Source organism: Priestia veravalensis (assembly GCF_001457055.1).
GTDB lineage: Bacteria > Bacillota > Bacilli > Bacillales > Bacillaceae_H > Priestia > Priestia flexa.
Genome location: NZ_KQ758633.1, coordinates 69250 through 86348, shown reverse-complemented (window position 1 = coordinate 86348; position 17099 = coordinate 69250). Strand labels below are relative to the sequence as shown.

Annotated in this window: 25 protein-coding genes; 13 read left to right on the top strand and 12 right to left on the bottom strand. The window is 37.6% G+C overall.

Annotated features, from left to right (window positions below; translation table 11 throughout):
- Positions 1 to 66: 66 nt before the first annotated feature.
- Positions 67 to 198 (top strand): hypothetical protein, encoded by a 132-nt coding sequence (locus AS180_RS23815; RefSeq protein WP_258954108.1) that lies wholly within the window; start codon positions 67 to 69, stop codon positions 196 to 198.
- 69 nt (positions 199 to 267) lie between these two features.
- Here AS180_RS23815 and AS180_RS05540 read toward each other — a convergent pair whose 3' ends face one another.
- On the bottom strand, positions 268 to 453 hold the full coding sequence (locus tag AS180_RS05540; RefSeq protein WP_061786415.1) for a YhzD family protein: 186 nt from the start codon (positions 451 to 453) through the stop codon (positions 268 to 270).
- Positions 454 to 753: 300 nt separating this feature from the next.
- Between AS180_RS05540 and AS180_RS05535 the strand changes: the two genes are divergently transcribed.
- The 4 genes from AS180_RS05535 (at position 754) to AS180_RS05520 (ending at position 4235) form a co-directional block, all read left to right on the top strand.
- Positions 754 to 1653 (top strand): ABC transporter ATP-binding protein, encoded by a 900-nt coding sequence (locus AS180_RS05535; RefSeq protein WP_025907792.1) that lies wholly within the window; start codon positions 754 to 756, stop codon positions 1651 to 1653.
- On the top strand, positions 1646 to 2893 hold the full coding sequence (locus AS180_RS05530) for an ABC transporter permease (protein WP_025907791.1): 1248 nt from the start codon (positions 1646 to 1648) through the stop codon (positions 2891 to 2893). The genes AS180_RS05535 and AS180_RS05530 overlap by 8 nt, the downstream gene beginning before the upstream one ends.
- Positions 2894 to 3040: 147 nt before the next feature.
- The gene (gene yhaM / locus AS180_RS05525) at positions 3041 to 3982 is read left to right on the top strand and encodes a 3'-5' exoribonuclease YhaM (RefSeq protein ID WP_025907790.1); all 942 of its coding nucleotides are present in this window, start codon (positions 3041 to 3043) and stop codon (positions 3980 to 3982) included.
- Positions 3983 to 4052: 70 nt separating this feature from the next.
- Positions 4053 to 4235, top strand: a complete 183-nt coding sequence (locus tag AS180_RS05520) for a sporulation YhaL family protein (RefSeq protein ID WP_025907789.1) — start codon at positions 4053 to 4055, stop codon at positions 4233 to 4235.
- A gap of 57 nt (positions 4236 to 4292) precedes the next feature.
- Here the strand turns inward: AS180_RS05520 and AS180_RS05515 are convergent, their stop codons facing one another.
- The gene (locus AS180_RS05515; protein ID WP_062686529.1) at positions 4293 to 5186 is read right to left on the bottom strand and encodes a peptidylprolyl isomerase; all 894 of its coding nucleotides are present in this window, start codon (positions 5184 to 5186) and stop codon (positions 4293 to 4295) included.
- 266 nt (positions 5187 to 5452) lie between these two features.
- Here AS180_RS05515 and AS180_RS21550 point away from each other — a divergent pair, with 266 nt between their 5' ends.
- Positions 5453 to 5545, top strand: a complete 93-nt coding sequence (locus AS180_RS21550; protein WP_076513325.1) for a YjcZ family sporulation protein — start codon at positions 5453 to 5455, stop codon at positions 5543 to 5545.
- A gap of 40 nt (positions 5546 to 5585) precedes the next feature.
- Positions 5586 to 5675, top strand: coding sequence for a YjcZ family sporulation protein (locus AS180_RS21545; RefSeq protein WP_081801800.1), 90 nt, complete (start codon positions 5586 to 5588; stop codon positions 5673 to 5675).
- Positions 5676 to 5713: 38 nt separating this feature from the next.
- On the opposite strand, the gene AS180_RS05510 is transcribed toward AS180_RS21545, so the two are convergent.
- A complete protein-coding gene (locus AS180_RS05510; RefSeq protein WP_025907787.1) occupies positions 5714 to 5893 on the bottom strand; it encodes a hypothetical protein in 180 nt (59 codons plus the stop codon).
- Positions 5894 to 6204: 311 nt separating this feature from the next.
- Between AS180_RS05510 and AS180_RS05505 the strand changes: the two genes are divergently transcribed.
- Entirely contained in the window at positions 6205 to 6549 is a 345-nt protein-coding gene (locus AS180_RS05505; protein ID WP_025907786.1) for a DUF1878 family protein, read from the top strand.
- Between the two features lie 3 nt (positions 6550 to 6552).
- Here AS180_RS05505 and AS180_RS05500 read toward each other — a convergent pair whose 3' ends face one another.
- The 4 genes from AS180_RS05500 to serC form a co-directional block, all read right to left on the bottom strand.
- Positions 6553 to 7152 (bottom strand): HTH-type transcriptional regulator Hpr, encoded by a 600-nt coding sequence (locus AS180_RS05500; protein ID WP_025907785.1) that lies wholly within the window; start codon positions 7150 to 7152, stop codon positions 6553 to 6555.
- Positions 7153 to 7282: 130 nt separating this feature from the next.
- Positions 7283 to 7657, bottom strand: a complete 375-nt coding sequence (locus AS180_RS05495; protein WP_062686528.1) for a YtxH domain-containing protein — start codon at positions 7655 to 7657, stop codon at positions 7283 to 7285.
- A 166-nt stretch (positions 7658 to 7823) separates the two neighbouring features.
- Positions 7824 to 8348 (bottom strand): tryptophan transporter, encoded by a 525-nt coding sequence (locus AS180_RS05490; protein ID WP_025907783.1) that lies wholly within the window; start codon positions 8346 to 8348, stop codon positions 7824 to 7826.
- A 116-nt stretch (positions 8349 to 8464) separates the two neighbouring features.
- Complete coding sequence (serC, locus tag AS180_RS05485; protein ID WP_025907782.1) at positions 8465 to 9556, bottom strand: 3-phosphoserine/phosphohydroxythreonine transaminase; 1092 nt, start codon at positions 9554 to 9556, stop codon at positions 8465 to 8467.
- Positions 9557 to 9778: 222 nt separating this feature from the next.
- On the opposite strand from serC, the gene AS180_RS05480 reads away from it, so the two are divergent.
- Positions 9779 to 10231, top strand: a complete 453-nt coding sequence (locus tag AS180_RS05480; RefSeq protein WP_062686527.1) for a GNAT family N-acetyltransferase — start codon at positions 9779 to 9781, stop codon at positions 10229 to 10231.
- Positions 10232 to 10327: 96 nt separating this feature from the next.
- Complete coding sequence (locus AS180_RS22315) at positions 10328 to 10471, top strand: hypothetical protein (RefSeq protein ID WP_156413451.1); 144 nt, start codon at positions 10328 to 10330, stop codon at positions 10469 to 10471.
- A 68-nt stretch (positions 10472 to 10539) separates the two neighbouring features.
- Here AS180_RS22315 and AS180_RS05475 read toward each other — a convergent pair whose 3' ends face one another.
- Positions 10540 to 10971 (bottom strand): HIT family protein, encoded by a 432-nt coding sequence (locus AS180_RS05475; protein ID WP_025907780.1) that lies wholly within the window; start codon positions 10969 to 10971, stop codon positions 10540 to 10542.
- A 749-nt stretch (positions 10972 to 11720) separates the two neighbouring features.
- On the opposite strand from AS180_RS05475, the gene AS180_RS05470 reads away from it, so the two are divergent.
- Together AS180_RS05470 and AS180_RS05465 are read left to right on the top strand one after the other, a co-directional pair.
- Positions 11721 to 12461 (top strand): ABC transporter ATP-binding protein, encoded by a 741-nt coding sequence (locus AS180_RS05470; protein ID WP_025907779.1) that lies wholly within the window; start codon positions 11721 to 11723, stop codon positions 12459 to 12461.
- Positions 12454 to 13662, top strand: coding sequence for an ABC transporter permease (locus AS180_RS05465; protein ID WP_025907778.1), 1209 nt, complete (start codon positions 12454 to 12456; stop codon positions 13660 to 13662). Before AS180_RS05470 ends, AS180_RS05465 begins: the two co-directional genes overlap by 8 nt.
- A gap of 13 nt (positions 13663 to 13675) precedes the next feature.
- Here the strand turns inward: AS180_RS05465 and AS180_RS05460 are convergent, their stop codons facing one another.
- Positions 13676 to 14398 (bottom strand): EcsC family protein, encoded by a 723-nt coding sequence (locus AS180_RS05460; protein ID WP_062686526.1) that lies wholly within the window; start codon positions 14396 to 14398, stop codon positions 13676 to 13678.
- Positions 14399 to 14505: 107 nt separating this feature from the next.
- Positions 14506 to 15708 (bottom strand): M20 family metallopeptidase, encoded by a 1203-nt coding sequence (locus tag AS180_RS05455; RefSeq protein ID WP_062686525.1) that lies wholly within the window; start codon positions 15706 to 15708, stop codon positions 14506 to 14508.
- Positions 15709 to 15899: 191 nt separating this feature from the next.
- Here AS180_RS05455 and AS180_RS05450 point away from each other — a divergent pair, with 191 nt between their 5' ends.
- Positions 15900 to 16565: a phosphatase PAP2 family protein gene (locus AS180_RS05450; protein WP_062954501.1), complete on the top strand. Its 666-nt coding sequence runs from the start codon at positions 15900 to 15902 to the stop codon at positions 16563 to 16565.
- Between the two features lie 87 nt (positions 16566 to 16652).
- On the opposite strand, the gene AS180_RS22310 is transcribed toward AS180_RS05450, so the two are convergent.
- Positions 16653 to 16829 carry a hypothetical protein gene (locus AS180_RS22310; RefSeq protein ID WP_153301202.1) on the bottom strand — a complete coding sequence of 59 codons (177 nt, stop codon included), beginning with the start codon at positions 16827 to 16829 and terminating at the stop codon, positions 16653 to 16655.
- Positions 16813 to 17099, bottom strand: a 287-nt coding sequence (locus AS180_RS05445; protein ID WP_197414233.1) for a hypothetical protein, incomplete at its 5' end; no start/stop codon positions are given. The genes AS180_RS22310 and AS180_RS05445, both read right to left, overlap by 17 nt.

The window sequence follows — 17099 nt, the reverse complement described above, 5'->3', positions numbered from 1 at the left end:
ACTTTTAATCGTTCAGGTTTTTTGGTTGATTGTGAAAACAATGTTGGAAACAGGGTGGAATGAAGCGTGAGACACTCGACTCCTGCGGGAAAGAGAGGGAAAACGGAGATCCCGCAGCGCAGCGAGGAAGCTCAGGTTCCTCCCCGCGGAAAGCGAGTGGCCGTAGCGCAATGGAACGAACGAGTTGAGACAAACTAAAGAGATGGGAACAGCTAGTGTTCGTCTTTTAGAAGCCATCATTTTGTTATGTCCCAAACTCTTTTTATTTTAACGATGAAATAATACAAGCTTCCCGTTAGCTTGTACGCATCGGTGCGTTTTTTCATGGTAATTTAGCTCCGTTAGTTTACTCATTCCAATTTCTTTTGCATCACGTTCACTTGCAGCTTCAAACGTTTCATCCAATAGTTTTTCTCCGTCTTTTTCAAAAACTGTTAGCGTATACATTGTCATGAAGACCTCTCCTTTAGAAAATGGATATCTGTTCACTTTATTAAAATTCGAAGTTTATATTGAAAACTCCTGCTTCGGTTTACAACTACATAAAATTTCCATACAATAAGAAGTAGGTCTAACTGAGTGATTTTTTCAGCACGTCGCCAAGGATAAGTAGATTAGTAAGTGATAAAAACATTTAAACTTCGGTTTGTTTAAAACTTTTTATTCATTTCTATTATCCTGTTTCTTTACTGGTGACTAGGCTGTTGGTTCAAGGGATAGTTAGCGAAGTAATTTATTAAAAGGAGGAGAAATATGTCTCTGTTATTGACGGATGTGTCAAAGCAATACGGCTCATTTACAGCCGTGAACAATTTATCGTTACATATTCCAAAAGGTGAGATATTTGGATTTTTAGGGGCTAATGGTGCAGGGAAAACAACAACGTTTCGAATGGTATTAGGCTTGATTGAACAGTCGGCGGGAACCATTACGTGGAAGGGTGCACCGATTACATATGAAACAAGCAATATCGTTGGTTATTTACCAGAAGAGCGAGGGTTGTACCCAAAGCTAAAAGTGCGAGATCAGCTTGTTTATCTTGGTAAACTACGAGGGATGAACAAGAATGATATTTTAAAAGAAATGGATTATTGGTTGAAGCGTTTTAACGTACCTGACTACGCCAATAAAAAAGTAGAAGAGTTGTCAAAAGGAAATCAACAAAAAATCCAGTTCATCGCATCAGTGATTCACCGTCCAGAACTGCTTATTTTAGATGAACCGTTTAGCGGGCTGGATCCAGTTAATGTTGAGCTCCTCAAGTCAGCGGTCATTGATTTAAAAGAGCGAGGAACAACAATCGTCTTTTCAAGTCACCGTATGGAACACGTGGAAGAACTTTGTGAGCATTTATGCATCATGCACCATGGTCAGCCTGTTGTGCACGGCAAGCTAGGGGACATTAAACGCTCTTTTGGTAAGAAGAATGTTATCGTTCACGGAGAAGGTCCATTTGAACGCTTAGAAGCTGTAGATGGAGTTGTCAAAATGAAACAAACGGTTGAAGGTGTTAATCTGCAAATCGAGAATGAGGATGTCTCTCAAGCTATTTTCAAAGAGCTGGCAGACTTTTCATTTGTGCGAAAATTTATTGTAGAAGAACCTTCTCTAAATGATATTTTCATTGAAAAGGTAGGTGCTTCGTATGAATAAATTTTGGATCATTGTAGCGCATACGTATTTAAACAAGCTTAAGACAAAATCGTTTATCATTACGACTGCTATTACAGTCCTGCTTTTATTAGGAATTACGAACTTAGATACAATTATTAAAGCTTTTGATAATGACGAGCAAACGACTGTGGGAGTTCTCAGTGAATCCGAAGAGGCGTACAGCACATTCAAGGAAAATATGAAACTTATTGATGAAGACTTAGCGCTAAAAGAAATTAAGTCGGAGTCAGAAGCTAAGAAACAGGTCAAAGACGAAGAGATTGAAGGGTATCTTCAGCTATCAATCAATAGCGAAGAGCTACCACAAGGTGTTTACAAGTCAAACTCTTTAGCAGAATCTGCGGTTGCGACGTCCTTACAGCAGGGACTTCAACAAATGAAAGTTGCTTATGCTACTCAGAAGGTCGATTTAGACCCTCAGCAGATTGAAGAGATTTATAGTCCAGTTGCATTTGAAAAAGAAGCGTTAGTAGATAATGCCAAAACAGAGGAAGAACTAAGTCAAGCTAGGGGACTTGTGTACGTCTTACTGTTCGTTATTTATTTCTCCGTTATTATGTACGGCAGCATGATTGCGATGGAAGTTGCAACTGAAAAGTCATCACGAGTGATGGAAATTCTCGTGTCCAGCGTTTCTCCAGTAAAGCAAATGTTTGCAAAAATTGCAGGGATTGCGTTATTAAGCTTGACTCAGTTTACAATTATTGCTGCGGTCGGCTATATGTCTTTACAAGGAAGTTCCAGCGAACTTTCTGATTTCCTAGGGTTTTCAGATGTACCGATTCAGACGTTTGTGTATGCATTCGTTTTCTTTATTCTAGGTTATCTCTTATTTGCAACCCTAGCTGCGTTTTTGGGGTCGCTTGTTAGCCGTATTGAAGATGTACAGCAAATGATTACACCGATGACGCTTGTAATTGTAGCAGCATTTATGATTGCTATGTTTGGTTTAGGGAAGCCTGAAGCGTCATTTATTACTATCACGTCATTTATTCCGTTTTTTGCACCAATGATTATGTTTTTGCGTGTTGGAATGCTAACAGTGCCGGTGTGGGAAATTGCGCTTTCCATTGGCTTACTCGTTGCAACCATTGGCTTACTCGCTGTGTTTGGTGCTCGAGTTTACCGAGGTGGCGTTTTGATGTATGGAAAATCTTCATCGTTTAAAGATATTAAAAAAGCACTTCAGTTAACAAAGAAAGAATCCATAAAAAAATAAGAATAGAAAAAGGCATGAGCTCATATCGTAGTGAGTTCATGCCTTTTTCGGTCGAGTCGTGCATTAACGAAGTGATGGTGTTAAAATAAATGTAAAGGAATGACAGGTTACAGCGAGAATAGACGCGTAACGTAAGGAGGAACTGACATGGCAAAAGGAATTGGCCAGCATGAAGTAGGCGAACAAGTGGATTTATACTTTTTAATAAAATCTTCAACAAGAGGAATTGCAAGTAACGGAAAGCCGTTTTTGACGGTAATCTTACAAGATAAAACAGGAGATATTGAAGCGAAGCTATGGGATGTATCTCCTGAAGATGAAGAAACGTATGCTGCAGAAAAGATCGTAAAGGTTGCAGGAGAAGTAATGAATTATCGCGGTAGAAATCAGTTGAAGGTGCGCAACATTCGCCCAGCACAGCCGCAAGATGGAGTTCGAGTTTCTGATTTTCTAGAAGTAGCACCATTATCTCGAGAAGAAATGGTTGAATATATTACACAAAGCATCTTTGAAATGAAAAATTCTAATATTCAGCGCCTGACGCGTCATTTATTGAATAAGTATCAGTCAGAGTTTTTAGAATATCCAGCGGCAACAAAAAATCACCATGAATTTGTCTCAGGTTTGGCTTATCATGTTGTATCGATGCTTAAGCTTGCCAAAACGTTTGCTGACTTATATCCATCATTAAATCGAGATTTATTATATTCTGGCGTTATTTTACATGACTTAGGAAAAGTATTTGAGCTTTCAGGTCCTGTTTCAACAACCTATACGGTTGAAGGGAATTTATTGGGACATATTTCAATTATGGTGAATGAAATTGGGAAAACAGCTGAAGAGTTAGGTATTGAAGGTGAAGAAGTTATGCTTCTTCAACATATGGTTCTATCTCACCACGGGAAAGAAGAGTGGGGGAGCCCTAAAAAGCCGCTTATTAAAGAAGCAGAAATGCTCCATTTAATTGACAACGTCGATGCTAAAATGAATATGTTAGATCGTGCTTTAGACAAAACAAAGCCAGGTGAATTTACAGAGCGTATCTTTGCATTGGACAATAGATCATTCTATAAACCAACAGTTGAATAAAAGTATCAGTCATATCCGAGACAACTTGTACATATAGTGGTTGTAAATAATGGATGTGGAGGATGAAGAGATGGTAACATTACCGATTTGGATTTATTTAGTTGTAGCAGGTATCTTTTTTAGTGGATTTATGGCCATTCGCTCTGCACAGCAAGAAAAGCACATTGATGAGTCATTTATTGAAAAGGAAGGTCAAATTTTTATTGACCGGATGAATGTAGAAAAAGAGCGCCGCGAAGGCAATTCAATCTAAGCACATGAATAAGAAAAGGGCCGTTCCTTCGAACGGTCCTTTTTTTGAGTTAAGTTATTAACCCTGAGCATTTGTGCTATCTGTTTTTTCAAACGCAGGCTCAACCTTTTTATCTTTTACATCTACATTTGCATCTTCAAGCTCTTTTAACAGCTTTTCTTCTAGCTTAGCTTGGTCAACTTTTGAACGCTTAATCTCTTGCTCTAAGTCAGCTTTCATATCCTCAAAAGAAGCTAATTTCTTTTTATCTTCTAGCTTAATGATGTGATAGCCGTAGTCTGATTTAACCGGCTCACTAATTTCGCCTTTCTTAAGCTTGTAAGCAGCAGTTTCAAACGCTTCTACCATTTCGCCAGCACCGAAATATCCAAGGTCTCCACCTTTTTCGGCAGAACCTGTATCAGTTGAATATTCCTGCGCTAATTTTGCAAAGTCTTCACCTTTATCAAGCTTAGCCTTTACTTCTTTTGCTGTTTTTTCATCTTCAACTAGAATGTGACTAGCTTTAATTTCAGGCTTTTTCGCTTTATATGCTTCCTTTAATTCCTTTTCTGATACTTTAATATCAGCTGTTGCTACTTTGTCACGTAAAAGGTCTACTTTAAGCATGTCTTTTACGGAATCTTCACCATTTTGCTCAATAGCTTGGTCAATTTGATCTCCGTATTGTTCACGAAGATTGTCTAACTCTTGATCCAGTTCTTTATCAGTAATTTTATATTTTTCGCTAAGTACTTTTTCATCTACTAAATTGCGCACTAAAGTGTTGAATTGGTCTTGACCAATTAAATTCTTCATTTCCTCATATAGTTCACCTTGAGTCACGTTTCCTGCATCAGTTTCAACAATGACTTTTGCTGAGTCACCTTTTGATTCTGAAGCATCGCTACTACAAGCTGATAATGCTACGATACTTGCAGCAGTTGACAGCGCAATTAAGCTTTTTTTCATATATACACACTCCTACTCTTTGTTTTCATATAAAGTGTAATGATAGTTCACTCATACGTTTTACTATACCATATTTCTCAAATTTAACGAAATGAATATGGAAATAAAGTGAACACAAGAATAAAAAGTAATTATTTCCCTTAATTAAATCCGTTCTGAAAGTAAGAAATGCAGAAATAATTAGTAAAATCGTGATAAACGCCTAGACGCTTTAGAGTGTTCATGCATAACATGCAGTATTAGTAAACGAAGGAGGTGCTCATATTATGAGTCATGGATATGGATATGGAAACGGTTTTGCGTTATTAGTTGTGTTATTTATTTTATTAGTAATTATCGGATGTGCTTGTTACTACTAATAACATCAGAGACTGTAGGAGATGAAGGAGGAAGAAACAAATGGGTAAACATGGATGTGGAAACGGCTTTTCTTTAATTGTAGTCCTGTTTATTTTACTAGTAATCATCGGCTATGGCTTAGCATACTAAGCAATAAAGTAAAACGCGGTGACTGGGTTCACCGCGTTTTATGTGAATAATACCTCAACATAGGAAGAGATCAATAAAATTGTAATTAAAATATTAATTGTACGAAATACCTTTGGTTGCTTCTCTTCAGGAATTTCTTTTTGTAGACATAATGTATTTGTTAGTGTATTAATGTAAAATAAAATAAATAAAGCAAACGGTATAAAGAATATGTACATAAAGTAGAATCCCCCTAAAATCGACGTCAATTATCTGGACTATACGTAGTTTATCTAATGAGAAAATAATATCTAGCGAGTAATGTCAATATTAACATTACCAAAAAATAAGGAAAATAGATAGAGATTCGCTAAAACTTCCTGTAAATTGCGGAAGAACTGTCGAAAATAAGGGGGGATCGAAATGCCCTTGCGAAATAAAGACAAGGCCGTTGAAATGCATTGTAACATAAAGAATTATTTGGAAGAAAGGGTTCGAATCATGTACAATATGAAGTAGGGACATGAACGGTGAAGGAGTAGAGTAAAGGATGGAAACTTTAGAATCTAGAGTGTCACGTTTAGAATACTACATAAAATTGCTAGCTGGAACGCCTGAGCAGGAAGCAAAGCCATTTATTGAGCTCGTTGTTAAAGAAGAGCTAACGAGAAGAGAAGTAGAAGATGTTTTACTTCTATGCGAAGAAATTAAAGAGGTGTACATTGAGCAAAAAGCGGAAGGCTTAACTGACTTCGTTCCGCTTCTTACACAATTTGTTGGAATGCTTAATTATAAGCTGGACCCGCAGGAAACAATCGAGTCTTTACTGAATCAAAGCTCGTATCAAGATGTAATGACAGAGCTTTTTAATATCGTGCAATGGATTCGTGACTAGTTCTTAATTAGAAATGCTTTCTTTTTGATCAGTCACGATTTTTTCTCTTTTTTCTAGCTTGCCATCGTTATCAACAAACTCTTCTTCAATGTGATGAAATGAACGTTCGAAAATATCCATGAAGTCTTCCCCGTAAATTTTACGGATTACGGTCATTAGTTCCATAAACTCTGGAAATTTGCCATACAAGTTTCGAAGGGGAAGAGCACCATTAAAAACAGAGTTCTCGGATGGCTTGTAGTTCTCCATTAAAGCTAGTAAAATATCTTCGCCCTTTTGCGTTAGTTGAATGTAAGTGTTGCGCTTATCGGTTTCTTTTTTTGAAAATTCCAACAATCCTCTTTCTTCTAACTTTTTAGAAAAGTTAAACGCTGTTGAAACATGCATTACCCCAAACTTTGCAATCTCTGAAATTGATGCCCCGTTTAAATGATATGAAATCCATAGAATATGGTGCTCATTAATATTTAAGTCATAGGGCTTAATCCACTGCTGCCAATCTTTTTCTACGGTCTTCCACAGTGCTTTGCTTAATTGGGCAATACGTTGGCTAAATAAGAGTGCTTCTTTCAAATCATACACTTGATCACTTGTTTTTTTCATTTTCTCCCCACCTACTTTAGCGCAATTGCTTTTTTTATTTATCTTCTATTATGCCAATAAAATAAAAAATTATAAAGATGTAAATTTACGAAATTTTAAAAAATTAAATAAAGGAGGTAAAAAACCTCCTTTATTTCCCTTCAGTTTTGGTTGTTTGTATGTGCTTTTCTAGGTGTGAAAGTGAATCTTCAATTTCATTTAAGTGTGATTGGATGGACTGCTGGTGTGGACGAATGTCTTTTTGGAATTCGTTGAGCGTTTTTGAAAGGTCTTTTGCGATATTTTTCACTATAGTATTTCCATCTTTAGCAGTCGTTTGAATCTGCGTTTTAAGATGTTTAATCTTTCCAGAGATGTCTTCTTTTGTTTCTTTTACTTGATGACTTTCTTGCGCAATGCGTTGGCGCAATGTTTTACCTGAAGTGGGGGTTAGCAAAAGCGTTGCAGCAGCTGCGGCAATGCTCCCAGCCGCAATGCCTGTAAAAAGGGAGGTAGTACGTTTCATAAAATCACTCCTATATATTATTTCTTTTTATGAACAAAGTTGTTCATAATGACATCATCTAACTTTTTTAAGAGTCAAAGAGTTTATACTGTATTATGTTTCCTAACCGTTAAGAAATAAACCTGCTAAATACAAAAAGGGCCCGCGTGGTACAGGCCCTTTCAAATCATGATACTTTTGCTGAAATACTTGTGCGCTTTAGTACAGAGTTTACGATCGGGTACACCACAACCATAACAATGGTATTTACAACCGTTGCAGGTAATACAACGCCTACAATTAGCGCCATTAAACCACCTGGTAACCCAACGATAAGTGCTGCTGCTGACAAGAAAATAATGCCTGATACAAGTGTACCAACCGCTGTTAGAGCGGCAGCTACAGGTGTCTTCACTGTTGTAACGTTACGAACAAGAAGTAATAAACCAAAAATAATAAAAGCAGTGATTGGTTTATCAATGATGTTTGGCACTTGCCCACCAGGGAATCCTGTTGTTAAGGCAGAAATAGCACCCGTTGTTAATCCAAGCAGTAAAACGTTTTTGATTCCAGGGAATAGTAAAATACCTAAGAACATCATGGTTAACATCATGTCTGGCTTCATACCAAACAAGACAGGTGGCATAATCGCATGCAGTACGGCACCAATTCCAACTAATAAAGATAGTGATACTAATGTTTTTGTGTTCATTTCTCATCTCTCCTCTTCTAAGCTAAGCTCTAAATATACCAATAGTGCGCCTGTGCCTATTGCATATATTTATAGACTAATTATAACATAAATCTGTGAAAACAGAATCAATCAGTTTACGCGTGAACGGATGCAAATTCATCCATAAATGCCGCTAATGCTTGACATGCTTCTAGTGGAACAGCGTTATAAATAGAAGCACGGCAGCCGCCTACAGAACGATGTCCCGCTAAGCCAACAAAGCCTTGTTCTTTTGATTGTGCTAAGAAAGCAGCGGTTAATTCTTCATTTGGTAAAGTAAACGTCACGTTCATTAGTGAGCGGCTATCATTTGTTGCATGCGGTGTGTAAAAGCCATTTGACTTGTCGATGCTAGAATAGATTAACTCTGCTTTTTTCTTATTATTTTCTGCAACTACTGTGACGCCCCCTTGTTCTTTGATCCAGTCTAAAACAAGAGATAGCATATAAATACCAAACGTTGGAGGCGTGTTATATAATGAGTTGCTTTTAATATGCGTATTGTAATCGAGCATAGTTGGTAAGTTTGCTGGGATTCGCTTTAACAAGTCTTTTTTAATAATAACAACGGTTACGCCGGATGGGCCTAAATTCTTTTGAGCACCGGCATAAATCAAGGAGAACTTAGATACGTCGATTGGACGGCACAAAATATCGCTTGACATATCCGCGATTAAATCAATGTTTTCAAATTCTGGATATTCAGCCCACTGTGTGCCAAAGATTGTATTGTTAGATGTGATATGCAGATACGCGGTGTTTGAAGGTAGAGCAGCGCGATCTAATGTTGGAATTGAACGGTAATTTTCTTCTTTAGTAGACGCAACAACCGTTGTTTCACCAACTTTTTTAGCTTCTTTTAATGCTTTTTCCGACCAAGCACCAGTGAGCACAAATGCTCCTACTTGATCTTTTCCTAAAAAGTTCATTGGAATCATTGAAAACTGAAGGCTAGCTCCGCCTTGTAAAAATAAAATTTCATGTGTGTCTGGGATTGAAAGTAGTTCTGTTAATGTTTCTTTTGCATGGTTCAAAACATTTTCGAATTCTTTGCTACGGTGAGATAACTCCATTACGGACATGCCCGTCCCTTTAAAATCCGTTAGCTCTTGTTGAGCAAGTTGTAAGACAGGTAGGGGAAGTGCAGATGGTCCTGCGTTAAAATTGTAAGCACGTTTTACTGAAATCACGTTAATTCCTCCTCAGATTTTCACATTCATCACAGACTGTATCTTGCTTCTTTGTCAGAAAGAATATCACTATACTATCATGAAAATAATTTAATGTGTGAAAACTTTTGAAAAATTTTAAGTAATCAGTATAGAAAATAAAAAACGTAGGAATGCGTGACAAAAGGTGTTAAAATCGATAAATACATAAAATATCTAAACAGGAAGAAGGTTATCATCTTGACGTGGCATATTAAAACATTTGATCAGCTGACAACGCATGAGCTATATGACATCTTACAGGAGCGTACTAGGGTATTTGTTGTTGAACAAGAGTGTGCTTATTTAGAGGTGGATGGAAAGGACCAGGCTTCTTATCATTTATTTAAAGTGGAAAATGCGCAAATCATTGCATACATCCGTTTAATGCCTAAAGGAGTTAGCTATCAAGAAGCTTCATTTGGTCGCGTCCTTGTTCACTCAGATTATCGAAAAACAGGGATGGGAAGAGAGTTAGTTCAAAAAGGATTAGCGTTCTTAAAGGATCAAATGGGAGAAGAGGTTGTAAAAATTCAGGCACAAAGTCACCTGCAGAATTTTTATGAATCATTTGGGTTTTATGCGATTTCAAACGTGTATGATGACGACGGGATTCCGCACGTAGATATGATTAAAGAAGAGATTGAGACATAAGTGTTTCAGTCAATGATCTATCCGAACCATTGAGAGTTAACGACTCTTTTATAGTTCGGATTTTTTGTTGATTGGGAAACCAATTTTAGAGAATTAGTGGAATGGAGCGTAAGACACGTGACTCCTGCGGGAGATAGAGGAAAGGCTGAGACCCCGCAGCGTAGCGAGGAGGCTCAGATTCCTCCCCGCGGAAAGCGAGTGTCTGTAGCGCAATGGAACGAACCGGTTATTATAACCTAACGACTTTAAAAAAGGCATCATTCGTCCTTTAGAAAGGGACATTTTGTTTTGTCCCAGACTCTTTTGTCTTATAGACGCTCCGAAATTTCAGCTGCGATGCTCTGTAGCTTTTCAGGTGTGTAGTCGCTTGTATGCTCTTTCCACACTGCACCAAAGCCGTCGCCTTCACCGTAGCGAGGAATAATATGCATATGATAATGAAACACAGATTGACCTGCTTTTTCACCGTTATTATTTAAAATATTGATTCCAACTGGCTCATATGTTTCTTTGATTGCCGTGGCAATTTGCGGTACGACTTCAAATAAATGACGAGCAATTTCAGGCGTAAGCTCATGAATATCTTTTTTATGTACTTTAGGAATAACAAGCGTATGGCCTTTTGTGACTTGGCTAATATCTAAAAATGCTAGTACATGTTCATTTTCAAACACTTTGGCACACGGAATTTCTCCGCGGATAATTTTACAGAAGATGCAGTTTTCATCGAGATTACTCATATTATTCACCCTTCTTTCATAAAAATAAAATAGCTTGTACGACTTAATTTTAGCATAAATAGAAGAGGAAAAAGAAGAGAACAGTAAAAAGCGAGATGCAATCGAATGATGCACCTCGCTATGAAGAAGGAAACAAAGCTTCTATTTCACTATATTGCGTTTAAGGAACACCTCATTTACGTAATAATGTGCCTAATTCATGTAAATTGTCTTCGACAAACACCTCATTCGACATTTTAATGACAAGCATTAACGTAGAATAAAACGTTTCTTCTCTTTGACAAACACCTCATTTAAGCAATTTGTAGAATGGATAAATAAATTGAACGAAGTCGTTCGTGGTCTTTGACAAACACCTCATTTACACAGTGATAAATGAACAATATTGTCTACCTTTTATAAATCAATTCCAATTACGCTCATGACTAACATCCCCTTATTATAACGCTTAACATAGGGCTTCATGATTAATGTCTGGTGTAGACACCTCATTTCAGATGTAGAAAGCTAATGTTGAACATCAACTGCTTTCCTTCTTCCCTAATTAGAATGTCCACGTATTTAAAAACTTAAACTGGAAATATAATCCTTATTTTGATGGTTAAAAAAATGTATCCTTGAAGAAGATTTGGTACAATAGATAAAAATGAGCGGTTTGTCATCATTGCTATGTTGTATGGAACACTTTCATTTACCGCGTATGTCACGTTATTTTGTTTACTAAATTCACGTATTTAAAGGAGAATTCAATGAGTTTATTACAAATTCAACATTTAACTGGAGGATATACAAAAACGCCTGTATTAAAGGACGTATCTTTCGAGGTTAATGCAGGAGAACTAGTTGGGCTTATTGGCCTTAACGGAGCAGGTAAAAGTACAACCATTAAACATATTATTGGGTTAATGGAGCCAAAGAAAGGATCCATTGCTATTCATAATAAAACGTTTCAACAGGATTCAACCGGCTATCGTACGCAATTTACATTTATTCCTGAAACGCCAATCTTATACGATGAGCTAACGTTAAAAGAACATTTAGATATGACGGCAATGGCCTATGGGTTAGATTCCAAAACGTATGAAGCTCGCTTAAAGCCGCTGTTAAAAGAATTTCGTATGGATAAAAAGCTGAAGTGGTTTCCAGCTCATTTTTCAAAAGGGATGAAGCAAAAGGTAATGATTATGTGTGCCTTTTTAGTTCAGCCTTCACTTTATATTATTGATGAACCATTTTTAGGGCTAGATCCACTTGGTATTCAGTCATTATTAGATTTAATGACTGATATGAAAAAGCAGGGAGCCGGCATTTTAATGTCTACGCATATTTTAGCCACAGCAGAGCGCTATTGTGACAAATTTGTTATTTTACATAACGGTCAAGTAAGAGCACAAGGAACGCTAGCGGATTTAAGAGCCCAGTTTAATAAGCCAAACGCAACGCTAGATGAAATCTATATTGAACTGACGAAGGAAGAGGACTATGAGTAGTATTGAAGGGCTGTGGCAGCAGCGATTTCAGCAGCATCTAAAAGATACGCGCCGCTATATGAAGTATATTTTTAACGATCATTTAAAGCTTGTGCTCGTGTTTGCCATTGGGGCAGCTGCTTATTATTATCAGCAGTGGTTAGATACGTTAACACCAGCTTTTCCATCAGCGTTTTTAATTGCAGTAATCATGAGTCTGATACTCACGAGCGGTTCTATTCGTACGTTTTTAAAAAGGCCAGATTTAGTCTTTATGCTTGCGCTTGAATCAAAGCTACAGTTGTATTTTAAAAAGTCATTTTTTTATACGTTTTCCACATATATTTATGTGCTACTTATACTGACAGCCGCTGTTGCTCCGCTGCACGTAAAAGTAACGGACCAGACGTATTCAACGATTTTTACGCATTTAATTCTCTTGCTGATTTTAAAAGCAATCAATTTAAAAATGACGTGGTGGAGCGTTTATTTTGAAGAAAAGTACGCAAGGTGGATCGATTACCTTGTACGTTTCCTGTTAAATGGAGTGTTTGTTTATTTTCTATTTGTGGGATCTTATGCGTTTTTCCCCGCTGTTACAGGAGCTATTATTATCGGCTTAGCCCTATATTACCGTTCCCTTGTAAAAGCAAAGCCGTTGAAGTGGGAAACATTGATCGAGCTTGAAGAGCGGAGAGTGGCAATGTTTTATCGCTTGGCTAACTTATTTACGGATGTTCCGCAACTAAAGGAGCAGGTAAAGCGTAGGGCATACTTGGACACTATTCTAAAGAGTATCCCGTTTCAACAGCAGGCAACTCATCGCTATTTATATACGCGTACGTTTTTGCGCGCAGGAGATTATTTAGGTCTGCTAGTACGCTTGACGGTCATTAGCGGGTTAATTTTGATAGCGACTCCTTTTGCTTATGGAAATATTGTTATTGTACTGTTAACGCTTTATATAACAGGATTTCAAATCATGCCGCTATGGAAACATCATAAACAAGTTTTGTGGTTATCTCTGTATCCTCTTCAAGAGCAAACAAGAAGAGCAGCGTTTTTAAGCATTATTCGAAATGTCTTATTTTTGCAAGCAGCTTGTTTAAGTATTGTGGTAGCAGCTTCTAACTTGCTTGTTGGTTTGTTTGCTTTTGTTGCAGGTGGGCTATTTGTTCAATTTTTTGTTACTGCTTATATTAAGAAAAAAGCCATTGCATAAAAAAATCTGCCTCCTAGGGCAGATTTTTTTCGTTTGAGGATAATAACCGCAGACGATATACATTCATTGCAACCTGAGTGACATGATCAAGCAGGTGATAATTTGCAAAAGCACCAACAAAAGCGCCAAATCCAGGCATGAGCTGAAGCATTTTAATTACATCAATATAGTCACGATACTCTTGCTGAAAGCTTTTCCAATCGAGATTATGTTGAGACGATTGATTCCATTCCTGTATAAGAGCAAAGACTTCCGTTCGCTTTTCTTCGCTACAAAACGCAAGGTGAAAAATATATAAAATGAATAGCCGTTCGTCTTGCTTGCGGACGTCAAAACCGTAAATAGTAGCAATATCAAACAAACATTTCATCTTAATTGACAAAAAAAGAGGAAAGTCAGCTGCGCCTAACAACAGTCCGCCAACGCCTGTTCCTGCCCCCTCAACGGCAGCAGTTTTACGATATTTAGAAATCGTTGCCTTAATTTCAGCTTCACGCTCTTCAAAGCTTAAATGGCGATTATAGTCCTTCTTTGTGGTAATGGTAGAGCCAATAATTGTGGTCTCTACCATTTTTTTTATGCTTTCCGTAATTATTTTATGAATGCTTTCTGGTACTTTTTTATTCAATTTGTTTTGCAGCTGCTTGGCATTTCGCTGAAAGGCAGATGGACGCTTTAACAGCGTAATCTTCCAGTGTTCTGCATCAGCCAACGCTCTTTGTTCATACTCAGTCATTCAGACACCCCTTTTTGAAAACCGCTTTTCTTATATACGAAGCAAGAGACAAAAAGTTTCTACCTATGCAAAGAAGCCTCCACACTCAATAGATGGAGGCGAACTAGTTAAGATGTAATGGATTCTGCTTTTTGTTCTTTAGATAAGTATTCAATTGCTGCTGTACCGAGTGTTTTTGAAGCGATTAACATCGCTTTTTCATTAAAATCAAACTTTGGATGATGATGTGGATAAGGAGTATCGACGCCTTCAGGCTGCGCTCCTGTGAAAAAGAATGTTCCTTTTATGTGCTGCAGATAATAAGCAAAATCTTCTCCACCCATTTGCGGTTCGGTTTCTTCCACTTTTTCCACTTCTGGAATTGTTTCTGCTACTTTTGCTAAGAACGCATTTTCTTCGCTATGATTGACAACGGCGGGGTAGCCGCGTTTAAACGAATAGTCATAGGAAGCATCAGCAGCTAAGCAGGTTCCCTGAATGATACGCTCAATTTCTCTTTCCATATCATTGCGTACATCTTCGCTAAACGTGCGAACTGTACCAACAAGCTTTGCTGAATCAGCAATTACGTTAAAGGCATTTTCCGCTACGAAAGAACCAACAGTAATGACGGCTGATTCAACTGGATTGACGCGTCTGCTGATAATTTGCTGCAAGTTAACCACGAGCTGAGAAGCAATGACAATTGCATCTTTGGTTTTGTGAGGTTGAGCACCGTGACCTCCAGCGCCTTTAATGGTAATTTCAAATCGATCCGCTGCCGCCATGAACGGACCGTTTCTGTGCTGAATGACACCTGTAGGGGTAACAGCCCATAAATGTGTGCCGAAAATCGCATCTACGCCATCTAAGCATCCATCTTCAATCATTGGTTTCGCTCCACCAGGCGCATATTCTTCAGCATGCTGATGAATGAACACAATCGTTCCTTCTAAGCGATCTTTTAACTGTTGAATGGATTTAGCGAGAACCAAAAGGGTAGCCGTGTGTCCATCGTGTCCACAAGCGTGCATTACGCCAGGAACAGTTGATTTATAGGGTACGTCTTTTTCATCTTGGATGGCTAAAGCATCAAAGTCGGCACGTAAAGCAACTGTTGGACCAGGCTTTTCTCCTTTAATCGTTGCGACGATGCCATTTCCACCAACGTTTGCTCGGTAAGGCACGCCAATTTTGTCATAAAAGCTACGGATATAAGTAGCGGTTTGGAATTCTTTGAAAGAAGGTTCAGGGTATTGGTGAAGATAACGTCTAATTTGGACCATTTCATCATAGCTTTTTTCTAGTAAAGAGTGTAGTTCTGAAATCATTAAGTCAGATCCTTTCATTGATAATAGCTGTTTGTAGAGTTTTTGTTAAATAAATAAATAGTTTAGAATTATTTGACATTTTATATTATATCAATATTTGATGAAAATGAAAACAAATGAAGCGTTCCCAATAAAAATTGATTGCACATTTGCTTTTGTTCGATGAATAATAGAAGGAGATAAATTTATACATGAGGAAGTGGCGTATGAAATATCGATTTATTCTTTTATTATTACTTGCACTGATGGGGATGTTTATAGGTGTCGTTATGACAATTAATGGACCGGTGCACGGCATAGATGCGTTCTTTCTAACCATTGCTACAAACATACATAATCATGAGCTGGTGATTCGAATTTTAGAAGTTACTTCATTTTTTGCTTCAAAGCCAATGATTATTATTCTATCCCTTTTACTTGTTGGAGTATTAGGTTTCAACAAGCGTGACACTGTAGGTGCTGTGACTGTACTGGCTTTTGTTTTAAGCGGTTATTTACTGAACAACGCCGTAAAAGCATGGATTGAACGACTACGTCCGACATTGGGAGTAGAGGGATACAGCTTTCCAAGTGGTCATGCCATGCTGGGTTTGATGCTTTATGGGTTTTTATTGTTTTTTATTATTTTTTATGTGAAGAATGAGACGGTTAGAAAGGCTTCAATTATCGTTTTTAGTTTACTGATTTTATTCATTGGTGTCAGTCGTTTCCTATTAGCTGAGCACTATATGACAGATGTTTTGGGTGGCTACTTACTAGGTGGTTTTTGGCTGACAGTGGGTTTGCTGTTTTATACGTTAGTAAAAGCTTATTTAACACCAACTGCTCCAATGGATTCAAAGCAATATATGGGATGAAAAAATCCTGGTCTAGATTATTAGACCAGGATTTTTATCGTATCCAAATTTAACTGTATTACTCATGCTTTATAAAAAATGTAAAATTTAAATAAGAAACATTGCTACGACGGTCGTGACAACTAATCCAATTGCCACGGGTTTTAAGTTTCTGCGCGCTAGCTCAAACGGACTCACACCACAGATAGCCGCAGCGGGGATCAATGCCCAGGGAATTAGCGTACCGCCACCCATAAAAGACATATAATCATTTCGCTGATACAATAATGATTTCTCTAGGTTTTCCTGTTCCTCTTTTATATTCTTCTTTGGTATCAATAACGATTTGCGTAAAAATGCTATTCATTAACTGCTTTCGTTCATGATCAGTAGAGTATTCCCATACAGTATCGATGTTAGAGATAATATATTTTGTTTCTTCATTGGCAGTTTTGCTACTTCGATTTATACTTTTCAATTCTTTATTGATCTCTTTTTCTCGTTCTCTAAGTTGGTTAGATTTTTTTATCAACTCGTCAATGTCGATAATATCAT

Excerpts from the sequence above, each read along its gene's own strand:
- AS180_RS05450 (WP_062954501.1), top strand. The coding sequence starts at position 15,900 with ATGAGGAAGTGGCGTATGAAATATCGATTTATTCTTTTATTATTACTT.
- AS180_RS21545 (WP_081801800.1), top strand. The coding sequence starts at position 5,586 with ATGGGTAAACATGGATGTGGAAACGGCTTTTCTTTAATTGTAGTCCTG.
- AS180_RS05455 (WP_062686525.1), bottom strand. The coding sequence starts at position 15,708 with ATGATTTCAGAACTACACTCTTTACTAGAAAAAAGCTATGATGAAATG.
- AS180_RS21550 (WP_076513325.1), top strand. The coding sequence starts at position 5,453 with ATGAGTCATGGATATGGATATGGAAACGGTTTTGCGTTATTAGTTGTG.
- AS180_RS05515 (WP_062686529.1), bottom strand. The coding sequence starts at position 5,186 with ATGAAAAAAAGCTTAATTGCGCTGTCAACTGCTGCAAGTATCGTAGCA.
- AS180_RS05465 (WP_025907778.1), top strand. The coding sequence starts at position 12,454 with ATGAGTAGTATTGAAGGGCTGTGGCAGCAGCGATTTCAGCAGCATCTA.
- AS180_RS05510 (WP_025907787.1), bottom strand. The coding sequence starts at position 5,893 with ATGTACATATTCTTTATACCGTTTGCTTTATTTATTTTATTTTACATT.
- yhaM (WP_025907790.1), top strand. The coding sequence starts at position 3,041 with ATGGCAAAAGGAATTGGCCAGCATGAAGTAGGCGAACAAGTGGATTTA.
- AS180_RS05520 (WP_025907789.1), top strand. The coding sequence starts at position 4,053 with ATGGTAACATTACCGATTTGGATTTATTTAGTTGTAGCAGGTATCTTT.
- AS180_RS05495 (WP_062686528.1), bottom strand. The coding sequence starts at position 7,657 with ATGAAACGTACTACCTCCCTTTTTACAGGCATTGCGGCTGGGAGCATT.
- AS180_RS05540 (WP_061786415.1), bottom strand. The coding sequence starts at position 453 with ATGACAATGTATACGCTAACAGTTTTTGAAAAAGACGGAGAAAAACTA.
- AS180_RS05460 (WP_062686526.1), bottom strand. The coding sequence starts at position 14,398 with ATGACTGAGTATGAACAAAGAGCGTTGGCTGATGCAGAACACTGGAAG.
- AS180_RS05500 (WP_025907785.1), bottom strand. The coding sequence starts at position 7,152 with ATGAAAAAAACAAGTGATCAAGTGTATGATTTGAAAGAAGCACTCTTA.
- AS180_RS05530 (WP_025907791.1), top strand. The coding sequence starts at position 1,646 with ATGAATAAATTTTGGATCATTGTAGCGCATACGTATTTAAACAAGCTT.
- AS180_RS05505 (WP_025907786.1), top strand. The coding sequence starts at position 6,205 with ATGGAAACTTTAGAATCTAGAGTGTCACGTTTAGAATACTACATAAAA.
- AS180_RS05475 (WP_025907780.1), bottom strand. The coding sequence starts at position 10,971 with ATGAGTAATCTCGATGAAAACTGCATCTTCTGTAAAATTATCCGCGGA.
- AS180_RS05490 (WP_025907783.1), bottom strand. The coding sequence starts at position 8,348 with ATGAACACAAAAACATTAGTATCACTATCTTTATTAGTTGGAATTGGT.
- AS180_RS05535 (WP_025907792.1), top strand. The coding sequence starts at position 754 with ATGTCTCTGTTATTGACGGATGTGTCAAAGCAATACGGCTCATTTACA.
- AS180_RS05470 (WP_025907779.1), top strand. The coding sequence starts at position 11,721 with ATGAGTTTATTACAAATTCAACATTTAACTGGAGGATATACAAAAACG.